The sequence below is a fragment of the Acinetobacter sp. P1(2025) genome, assembly GCF_051390655.1.
GTDB lineage: Bacteria > Pseudomonadota > Gammaproteobacteria > Pseudomonadales > Moraxellaceae > Acinetobacter > Acinetobacter junii.
In genome coordinates, this window is record NZ_JBPKBJ010000150.1 from 1 (window position 1) to 1,310 (window position 1,310).

A 1,310-nucleotide genomic window follows, 5' to 3' on the forward strand; every position below is an offset into this window, starting at 1 on the left:
TTGAACCGTACCGGGTTTGTCGGAGACTTTTTTATTTAAGTTAGGCCACCTGACCTAACGGGTTAATCTTATCATAGTACATTGCTTCAAACTCAAAAGGCGACACATAACCCAGTGCACTGTGTACACGCTTTTTATTGAACCAATCTACCCAGTTTAGTGTCGCAAGTTGTACATCTGCTAAACCTTGCCAATCTGCTTTTAAATATTCAATCACCTCTGTTTTGTATAAGCCATTCACCGTTTCAGCCAAAGCATTATCGTATGAATCACCTGTCGTACCGACTGATGCTCGTAAATTTGCTGCTTCTAAACGATTGGTATAGCGAATAGAAAGATATTGAACACCTCTATCTGAATGATGAATCACATTCTTAGGCATACCTCGATCGTGCAATGCTTGCTCCAATGCATCGAGCACCATATCTGTATTCATCCGTGTAGATACTTTCCATCCAACAATTGCTCGTGAGAACACGTCAATAACAAATGCGGTATATACCCAGCCTGAATGAGTTTGAATATAGGTAAAGTCACCCACCCATAGTTGGTTTGGATGATCAGCATTAAAATTACGTTTCACTAAATCATCTGCCCGTTTTTGGTCATCTCGGCTACGGGTAGTTTGTTTATTCTTACCACGCCAAATACCTTGTATACCTAGCTTCTGCATCAATCGAGCAACTGTACAACGTGCAATCACATAGCCTTCACGTTTCAGTTGTTGCCAGACCTTACGCACACCGTATCGACCTGAACTTTCTTTCCAAATTCGCTTAATCTCCTCAGCATGATGCAAGTCATGTAAATCTCGTTTCGCTCGATGTTCTGGATTTACTGTGAGATCTAAAGTCCGGTAATAGGTTGAAGGTGCGATCGGTAAAATTCTACAAATCGCCTCGACTCCGTACAGCTCTTTATTATTATGGATAAAATCCACCATTATTTGTGTGGGCGGTCGAGCTCCGCCTGGGCGAAAAAAGCGGCTGCTTTACGTAGAATCTCATTGGCGCGTTGCAGTTCTTTATTTTCGCGTTCGAGTTGTTTGATACGTTCTTGGTCTGAAAGCTGCTGTACTTTAACTGGATTTTGTTTATCTAAATATTTTTGATACCAAACACGTAGTGTTTCAGGAGTACAGCCAATTTTAGGAGCAATTGCGGAAACTGCTGCCCAATTCGATGGATAATCTTTTTCAGATTCAATCAATAATTGAACCGCTCTTTCTCTGATTTCAGGGGTATATTTTAATTTTGTCATCGGGATAGTCTCTCAGAATATTGACTCTCCGACAAACCCGGTACGGTTCA

General features: G+C 41.2%; 1 protein-coding gene and 1 other annotated feature. The gene reads right to left on the bottom strand.

All coding sequences use genetic code 11. The features are described from left to right. Positions 1 to 40: 40 nt before the first annotated feature. A protein-coding gene (locus ACSC97_RS18100; protein WP_111934455.1) for an IS3 family transposase occupies positions 41 to 1,260 on the bottom strand; the annotation gives its coding sequence in 2 pieces (ribosomal slippage) (positions 41 to 984 and positions 984 to 1,260; 1,221 coding nt in all). Then, positions 869 to 985, bottom strand: a sequence feature (AL1L pseudoknot). (Overlaps the previous gene by 117 nt.) Positions 1,261 to 1,310 lie beyond the last annotated feature (50 nt).